This window comes from candidate division WOR-3 bacterium (assembly GCA_039802005.1).
In the GTDB taxonomy this organism is placed as follows: Bacteria; Hydrothermota; Tepidihabitantia; order SM23-42; family JAOAFX01; genus JAOAFX01.
Genome location: JBDRVV010000026.1, coordinates 24,766 through 33,589, shown reverse-complemented (window position 1 = coordinate 33,589; position 8,824 = coordinate 24,766). Strand labels below are relative to the sequence as shown.

The window sequence follows — 8,824 nt, the reverse complement described above, 5'->3', positions numbered from 1 at the left end:
GGCGTAGTCTCCGAAGAATTGTCCCAGACCAGCGTAATCTTTGCATCACCCGGCACACAGGTCAATTTCGGCGGCGGTGGCGGACCAGGAAGTAACCAGTTCATATCATAAATGTACTGGACGGTTTTATCAAGTTTCGCGAGTGCAGTATCAGGCCTTTCTACAATTCCCCTGGGCCAGTAAGTCAACATTATACCAACAAGCACAATTGCCACTGAATCTGCCTCAAGGTCAAATGGTCCACTGCATTGTAAGAACCTCTGGTCATCAGGCTGTGGAGGGGCAGTGTCATATGGTGTATATTCGCCAGTCTTGAAGTTATAACCGGCGAGTGTCACATATCTTTCATTATCTTTATTAGGCTCAAGGTTCAATGTGAATCTCTTGAATGCAGTCATCCCCATCTGTGGAATCTCTGACGGGTCACGCCAATCCGGCGTTCCATCTGCATCTACATCCCATTGTGCTGGTGGAACATTCTGGGCATAATATGCACTATCTCTTTCATACTGATCGGGAATCCCATCGTTGTCTTTATCCTGACCTTCTTTTAAATCCCAGGGGCTCTGCAGATAATCAAATCCGATTGCACCTACATCATCCCAACCAGTTTCATCCGCAACCTGCCATTGATAACCAAGATTATCTACAATGAGTGTTTCACCAGCAACGACAAATGTATCACACACAATACCAGAGATTATATCATTCGCATTCGTTCCGGATTCATTGCCGATATCATTATCGGTACAGACACCGAAATAGCAATTGGTCAATTTCTTGCCACTCACATTCTTCAGTTCATATCGCACAAAGATTATATCTCTTGTCGTGCTGAGATTCCAGGCATAGACTGTTTGATATACTTCAAGGCCTATCGGTCTCGTATCACCGGGCATATGATTATTTATATCAAGGTCATTATAGGCACACCAGGAATCCTGATGGGATTTTGGAACTTGCGGTGCCATAGGAAATATATCGGCTGGAGGTGGCCAGGGAGCTGGATACATAAATATTATCGCATTAGGGTCTCCGGATGACATATCTTTCAATCCAGGCGTATATTCAGCCTCTCCACCGTGTGGACCATAACCAATGGTAACAAGTGTATCAGTGCCATCTATCGTGCCAAACCATGAACCGGCACCAAAGATATAAGTGTGTCCACTACCTTTGGGCCAGAATAAACCAGAATTACCGGCCTTGGTTTGACCAAATTTACCATAATTGGAGATACACATCTCCACATTATTTATGTCATGCTTTTTTATTTCGAATGGACGGTATTGTGGTGCAGGGGTTGCAGTCCTGCAAAAACCTATTACCGCAATAAGCAGGGTTAATGCTAATATCCTTTTCATCTTGGCCTCCTGTTAAAATCCTAAACTTACACCAATTTGAACCCTGAATGGACCATTGTAATAAGTCGGGTCACGGTAGTAATCATTACGTGCTGCAATATATGCCTTCTTTTGCTCAGGTGGTGTAACTATTCCATCATGATTATAATCTGCCTGTGGCGAATAACGGGTTGATGCAATAGTGATATAACCGAATTGTGTAATTGTTGGTTCAGGATCACCATGATTGTCAGGCTCACCAGTCGTGGGATAAACATTATTCACTTGTTTTGTATTAAATAAGTTTCTTACCAAAGCGCTGATATTAAGTTTTACCGGTCCAATCTTTATCGGCCTGCTCGCATTCAGATCAACATTCCAGTATCCCGGCATTCTTGCCGAATTCTCATCACCAGTTTTATTACCCTTAAGGTCCTGTGGAGTATATGGCTGTCCTGAATGGAACGAGAATACAAGGGAAGAGCTGAAACCCTGCAATGGAATGAAGACAAAATCTTCAGGTAGAGAAAGGTCAAAATTTGCATTGACAATATTTCTTTCATCAAAGTCAAGCCAGTAATCAATAACCGGTGGCTGGAGCGGTAAGCCAGTGATCGGGTCATTTCCACCATAATAGAAATCATAATAGAATTCACCCGCATAAGAAGCGGTTCCTTTGGCAAACTGAAGGGTATAACTCAAGCCCATTGCCCACATATTAGACATTGTCTTCTGGATGCTTAACTCAAACCCTTTGATATTTCCATAGTCAACATTGAAGAACTGGAAATAGGGCATTGGCAATGCAATCACCTGACGAATCTGGGAAAGGTCATAGACATCTTTGAAATAGGCAGTGAATCCCATCACAACATCCTGGGTAAACTGGTTCTCAATACCGACCTCATACTGGACTGTCTTCTGCGGTTTCAAAAATATATTTCCTACAATGGTATTTCCACGGGTGAGTGCAAGCCTAATAACTGCGGTATCAGTTGTTCCGTACATATCATCAAGTGCTGGTAACTGGAAATAATGACCATAATTGAAACGGAATTTCATCCTTTCAGTTACTGGAAGGGAGAAACCGAGTCTCGGTGAAAACTTGTAATTCTTTTCAGCCTCAACAAGTGTATCATTCCTCGGATTATTAGGCTCTTTATAAGTAACACTCTTGGGGTCAAAATAATCAAATCTCAGACCAACCCTGGCAATGAGTCCTTCAAAATCCATTTTATCCTGGACATAAGCAGCTAATTTATAAGGAGTCCGCTCATAATAATCCCAGAATGGGTTGGTAACCCAGGGCAGGTTATTGTCGTAGTATTTTAGATTATACTGGATATAATCAATTCCGGTCTTAAATTCATGGATTTTGCCAACCGCATGGGAAATATCAAAACGCATCTGAATATCATCATTTTGCCAGTATCTCCATACACGATAATCACCATAGGTATAATACATTCCTTCAATTCCATAAGGATTGTATCTCAAAGCCTGGACATCGCGGTTTGTATACTCAGTATGATATTGCATTACACTATCGACGATCACATCCTTTGGTGGTAATTGGTCTTTAGTAAGATACTCAATCACATGTTCTGCCTTCATACGATAATCATTGAACCATTTTTGATTATTCTCTTCTTCCCACTCATAATCCCTTGTTCCATAGACACGGTCATAATGTGTCAAGCCAGCTTTTAATGAGAGAAGTGTCTGGGCACTGAACATATAATTTAGCGTTGTTGAAAGAATGTAATTCTTCGTCCGGCTCATTGGTCTTCTCTGGAAATATTTCAAACTTTTAGAAGACCAGGTCACATACTGATCCCGAGAATTGAATCCGCTGAGAGTAACCTTTCCTTTATTGTTAGGCATTCCATAGGAAAATCTTGCCTGGGCACGATAGGTATTTCTCGGTGACGGAACTTTATACAACGCTTCCCTATAGGCATCGGTTAAAGTCAACTCACCTGATAAAAAGTATCTCAATCTTTGAACCGCAGGTACAGGTCCACCAAGTGATAAATCATAGAAGTTATAACCGAAATTCAATTTATCTTTAAGATTATCTACAAAGAAGACCTCATCAGTAAGATAGCGGAAACTGCCTGAAGGTTTTGTACCACCTTCTTTTGTAACGATGTTGATGACACCGCTGAGTGCATCTCCATATTCTGCATCAAAACCACCGCTGACAACCGTAACTTCTTCTACCGCTGAGGCGTTTATCTGGGTTGATTGGGCACCGGTATGAGGAACCCTTGTCTGTATACCATCAACATAATATATGACTTCGTCAGTTCTTCCACCACGAATATGAGTTCCCAGATTGGATGTTGAAACACCAGCCTGCAGTGTAACCACCTGATTGATTGTAGTAACAGGTAAACGAGATATATCCTTGGAAGTAACTGAATGACCACTCTGGGTCTGTGAAACTACAATCGGTGGTCTTTCAGCAACAACCGTAACTTTTTCAACCTCAATAACCGTCGGTTTCAAACGGAAATTCAATGTGGTAGTCTGGTCAGCATTGACAACCACTTGGGCATAGGTAAATGGGTCGTAACCGAGGTAGGAAGCGGTAACGCTGTATGTTCCTGCTGGCACATAGAGAACCACAAATTCACCCTTTTCATCAGTCGCGGCACCAAGTTCTGTTCCTTCAACAATGACATCAGCACCGATCAATGCTTCGCCGGTCTCAGCGTCTCTTACCCTGCCGGTGATCTTGCCGTATTCGGCACCGAACAACAATGCACCGACAAGGATTAACGCCCAAAGTTTCTTCATCGCACACCTCCTTACTTAACCCTTACGGGTATGAGCCAGAATCTTGCTAATAGTGGACTGGCAGGTTTCACATAATAGAAGCCATCGTTCACAATTACCTCAAAAACAAGATTCTTTACTCCGGAACCCGTAATTTGAATTTTTCCTGAACCGTTAGGAAGATGAACCTTCTTTCCATCCTGAGCCGCAAAGAAACTGCAGAGATCACTCGTAATTGTGCCGCCGAGTACAATGGTTATTGTTAATGAATCTCCATTATCATAATCCAAGAGCGAGTCAATATGGCAAAAACGATTCATCGCATGATGTTGATAAAGCGTATCCGTATTTGATGCCCAGATTGTGTCAACCTCTCCGGTATTGTTTGAAGTAATTATTACGTAGTAAATATATGGAATGCTCGCACCACGATTAGGCAACCCATAATTGCCATAGGATATTCTTTTTAACTTCCATTCTCTCGGTTCTTTAACCTTCCAGACGGAATCGCCTAATTCTTCATTCCATACCTTCTCTTTTACTGGCTCAACATATAGATGGCGCAATCCTTCAACAGTTATTGTATCGTAAGAATAATAACCACCACCAGTCTCAACTATTACTGTATCAAGTTTCTTAACTGTGTCACCCTGCCAGAAATAATAACCTTTGTATAATAGGTCATAATGGACCTCCCGTATTACATTAAATGTATCATAAAGATACGCAGTACAGGTTGTATCTTTCGTGTACCAGAGGTCCTTAAAACGGGAACTTGAAGCAACATTATCACGTAGACTATCAACATGCTGCTTTACAATAACTGATTCACCTTTGAAATAAGAATCAGAGACCGGAAATGAAACAGGAGCAAGAGTAACAGGAATGTAAGTATTTACGAAAATATCGTCAGTCTTAAGGAACTCAGGATAACCATTAAGCAATGTGTTAATAAGTGAATCATCTTCGGGTGTCCCATTGTAAAATTCCTCTGGTGGTTCATTTCCACAACTTATAAATATCAATCCAACGATTGCCAATAGGCTTAGCCAATTCAACCTTTTCATTTATTCCTCCTTTGTTTATATATATAAATTATTAGAGCGTGGTATTTGTTTTTTATTATCACCCCCTTTCAATATCTCCTAACTTATATTATATTCAGTTTTTTAAATCTGTCAAGATTACTGCAATTTAAAATCAAAAGGTATGTTAACTCTAACTCGTACAAACATATCCCTTTGTTTTGCCGGAGTAAATTTTGCCCTTCTTGCCGCAGCAATTGCTGCCTCATCAAGCATTGGATTGCCACTTGATTTAAATATTTTTGCTTCTATCACACTGCCATCTGTATCTACAATCGCCTCAACAATCGCTTTTCCTTCTATTCCTGCTTTTCTTGCAAGTTCGGGATAATCAGGTTTTGGGATTGAAATTGGTTTGGGTTTCACTTCTACCTTTGCATAAGGAATGACCTCTATCTCTGGACCAGTGGGCTGGGTTCTGATTATATCTTCCCTGAATTCGGTTGCAGCAATTGTTTCCACTGCTTCTTCGGCAACTTCTGTTGCCGCTGCAGCAACTGCGACCTTGGGCCTTTCCACCGGTGGTGGTTCCTCATACTTCTCTATCTCTGCAGAAATCTGCTCCACCATCGTCACAATTTCCTTCCTTAATTTGTATGGTTCGACCTCTGCGTATGGAACAAAAAGGAATAATAGTATTAAAATGATTATTCCCAGCAACATTCCGGTCCGGAAATAGACCCCGTACATCAATTTATGGTCGCGCATTTTAACCTCCAAATTCAGTGGCGAATGTTATTTTAAATGCCCTTGCCTCTTTCAATTGGTCAAGAACCAGATCAACTGTCCCATAATCAATATCTTCATGAATATTCAATATAGTCACGAGTTCTGAATTTTCTGCTATCTTCGGTGCAATCCTCGTACTCACCCTTTCCTTGGGCACCAGACTATCATCAATGAATACCCGCCCGTTATTATCAATAAAGATATGGGTAATATTTCTGCGGATTAATATTCTCTCGGTTGATTTTGCCTTGGGCAGAGTGAGCTTTAAATTAAGGGTTGTAGCGCGGAAAACGGTAGTAACCATAAAAAAGAGAATCAGAAGGAATGCAACATCAGCAGTTGAAGCAGTAGGTATCACTGGAGTTCTTGTAAATCTTCTAATTATACTCTTACGCATTATTCCTCACTCGTTGGGATTAAACTAATTTTATTTGCCCTCAATTCCCTGCCATCCTGGGTGATAACCCGGCATAACTTTATTTGGTCAAGAACCGCAATCATTGCCTGATACCTTGCATCCTTGCTTGTCTTTAATGAAACGACCAGTAAGGTGTCTCTTTCTAAGAGTTTCTCTTCAACAATTCTCCGCACCTCTGAATAACTTTGTGGAGAAATGTCTAAACCATCATAACCTGAAGCCTTGAGCCTGAGTGCACCTTCGGGATTTATCAGAATTGAAACGACATTTTCGGGTTTGACCTTTGTTTCCTGCTGTGATTTTTCAGGAAGGAGCATCTTTATTCCCTTTTCTCTTGTAAAAACTGTGGTAGTCATAAAGAAGATAATTATCAAAAAAGCAATGTCACCCATTGAGGCAGTAGGAATGTTGGGAATTATTTTTTTCTTCTGCCTTAACTCCATCTATTTTTTCCTTTTCTGATAATGCTCAAGTAAATAATCAATCAAACCTGCAGCAACTTCCTCCATATCTTTTGTGTAACCATCCACCTTGCCTGAGAATAAAATATGGAGAATTGCCAGGGGTGTTGCAATCAAAAGACCCCATTTTGTCGTTATCAATGCCTCAGAGATACCACTGGCAACGATTGTTGGTTCAACCTCTCCTGCGGCAGCGATTGCGGCAAATGCACGGATCATTCCGGTAACCGTTCCCAAGAACCCTAAAAATGGTGCAACGGTCGTCAAACCAGCAAGGAGTGCCATTCCCCGATCAAGGAATGCAAGTTCAACTGCTGCTGCCCGTGCCGCAACCTCTTCCATTGCATCCTTACCTTTATCTGCCTTTTCAAGAATTGCCTTTGCAATCTTTGCTGCAGGTGATGATGTCTGATCACATAAAGCAATCCCCGCATCAACACCCTGGGCATCAATCGTTGGAATGAGTTTTTCCATAAAGCTCTTGGGATTTAATCTTATCTTAAACAACAAAGAAAATAACCTTTCAATAATAATCGCCAGACCCAGGATGATACAGATCAACAAAAGCCACATCACGCTTCCACCTATTGCAAATTCTTTAACCATATAATTAGCCTCCTTTCTATACTTTACATTATAATGAAAATGGCATTAATGTCAAGGGTCATTTAGAACTTGCCGAGTAATAAAGAACCCCGCCAATAAGTGGGAAAAGACCCGCACCAAGAAAAAGGAAACTCTCATATCTTGCGAGTCTGAGAGAACCGACGATTAAATCAAACAAATCACCCGGTCCTGCAACACTCAAAAGCGGGAAATAAAAAATCATTCTGTAGATATGGAATCCCGCTACCGCAATCAGGAATATGCTTCCGATTATCGGGAAAATCCATATTCCCTTACCACCGATAAGAGTTAAAAGCCTTTTAAGAATAATCCCGAAAATTATTAACGAAACAATGGCAAGTAGAATTGCCACCATAAAGATTATTTCTGCAATTATGTCAGGCCTCATAAAACCTCCTGAAATTTTTTATTGCTTTCCCTTGGTGACACCATAAAACCTTAAATTTGCCACAAGCGAGAGAATGCCAGAAATAAAAAACAGACCATAAGCAAGATAGTTAATGCCTCCTTTAGGCAACATCATTTTACCGCCAATGCCGCAGAATATCAATTGGATTATAGCAAATAGAAGAATGCCCGTAGGCGCAATAATCATAAACTGCCAGTTCGTTTTTTCGCCCAGCACTATTTCATATCTTCGGGCAATTATCCCTAAGAATATAAAAGCAAGCCACAATAATAGTGCACCCAAGACCAGAATATAATTGGGAATTACTGCCAGGGATTGATAGGTAGATTCTTCAATCCCGAATGGTGCAGTAAATAAAACAAATTCCATAAAACCTCCTATTTTAATTTTGCCAGCAATTTATTGGTCAAATCTTTTCCTTTGGTTGGTCCGATAATCATTCCTGCTGCCTTGCCTAAAGCGAAAATAAATCTTCTAATATCCTCTTCGTAGAGCTCTTCTGCTTTTATCCTCTGTGCCTTGAGTTGGTTCTGAAATACCCTATCAGCAAAATCACCGAGATAATCCTGAACGATTGATTTCAACTGGTCAAGAAATTCGGGTCCGAATTTTTCTTTTGGTTTTTCTTCCTCGACACCCTCAGTCTTTTTATGCGTTCTTATCTCTTTTATGGCATTGTAGATACTATCCAGGACACCTTTCTGGCTTGTAGCATAAATATGCCCTATAAGATCACCTTCTCCAATATCAAATAGTAGGCTCTGATTACTACCTACTATCTCTAAAGTATCAATCTTTATACCACCCAATGCACTGATTGTTTCAAAGACCACGGTTGCAGTTTGGGAGAATTTTTGCTTTTGTTTCTCACCCGTTTTTGAAGTTATTGTCTCACCATCTTTTTGTGAAATGAATGGTAAACCCAAACCGCGGTCTTCTATCTTATTCAATAACTCATCCACCATGCCTCC

10 protein-coding genes are annotated in these 8,824 nt (G+C 40.7%); all 10 read right to left on the bottom strand.

Annotated features, from left to right (window positions below; translation table 11 throughout):
- A partial coding sequence (locus ABIL69_08900; GenBank protein MEO0124103.1) for a hypothetical protein occupies positions 1 to 1,364 on the bottom strand: 1,364 nt, incomplete at its 3' end.
- A 12-nt stretch (positions 1,365 to 1,376) separates the two neighbouring features.
- Entirely contained in the window at positions 1,377 to 4,145 is a 2,769-nt protein-coding gene (locus ABIL69_08895; GenBank protein MEO0124102.1) for a TonB-dependent receptor, read from the bottom strand.
- Between the two features lie 11 nt (positions 4,146 to 4,156).
- Positions 4,157 to 5,191, bottom strand: a complete 1,035-nt coding sequence (locus ABIL69_08890; GenBank protein ID MEO0124101.1) for a hypothetical protein — start codon at positions 5,189 to 5,191, stop codon at positions 4,157 to 4,159.
- Between the two features lie 117 nt (positions 5,192 to 5,308).
- A complete protein-coding gene (locus ABIL69_08885; protein MEO0124100.1) occupies positions 5,309 to 5,917 on the bottom strand; it encodes an energy transducer TonB in 609 nt (202 codons plus the stop codon).
- 1 nt (position 5,918) lies between these two features.
- Positions 5,919 to 6,335, bottom strand: a complete 417-nt coding sequence (locus ABIL69_08880; protein ID MEO0124099.1) for a biopolymer transporter ExbD — start codon at positions 6,333 to 6,335, stop codon at positions 5,919 to 5,921.
- Entirely contained in the window at positions 6,335 to 6,799 is a 465-nt protein-coding gene (locus tag ABIL69_08875) for a biopolymer transporter ExbD (GenBank protein MEO0124098.1), read from the bottom strand. Before ABIL69_08875 ends, ABIL69_08880 begins: the two co-directional genes overlap by 1 nt.
- Positions 6,800 to 7,423 carry a MotA/TolQ/ExbB proton channel family protein gene (locus ABIL69_08870; GenBank protein ID MEO0124097.1) on the bottom strand — a complete coding sequence of 208 codons (624 nt, stop codon included), beginning with the start codon at positions 7,421 to 7,423 and terminating at the stop codon, positions 6,800 to 6,802.
- A gap of 58 nt (positions 7,424 to 7,481) precedes the next feature.
- Positions 7,482 to 7,832, bottom strand: coding sequence for a hypothetical protein (locus ABIL69_08865; protein ID MEO0124096.1), 351 nt, complete (start codon positions 7,830 to 7,832; stop codon positions 7,482 to 7,484).
- An 18-nt stretch (positions 7,833 to 7,850) separates the two neighbouring features.
- A complete protein-coding gene (locus ABIL69_08860; protein MEO0124095.1) occupies positions 7,851 to 8,222 on the bottom strand; it encodes a hypothetical protein in 372 nt (123 codons plus the stop codon).
- A gap of 8 nt (positions 8,223 to 8,230) precedes the next feature.
- Positions 8,231 to 8,818, bottom strand: a complete 588-nt coding sequence (locus tag ABIL69_08855; protein ID MEO0124094.1) for a hypothetical protein — start codon at positions 8,816 to 8,818, stop codon at positions 8,231 to 8,233.
- Between the last annotated feature and the right edge of the window lie 6 nt (positions 8,819 to 8,824).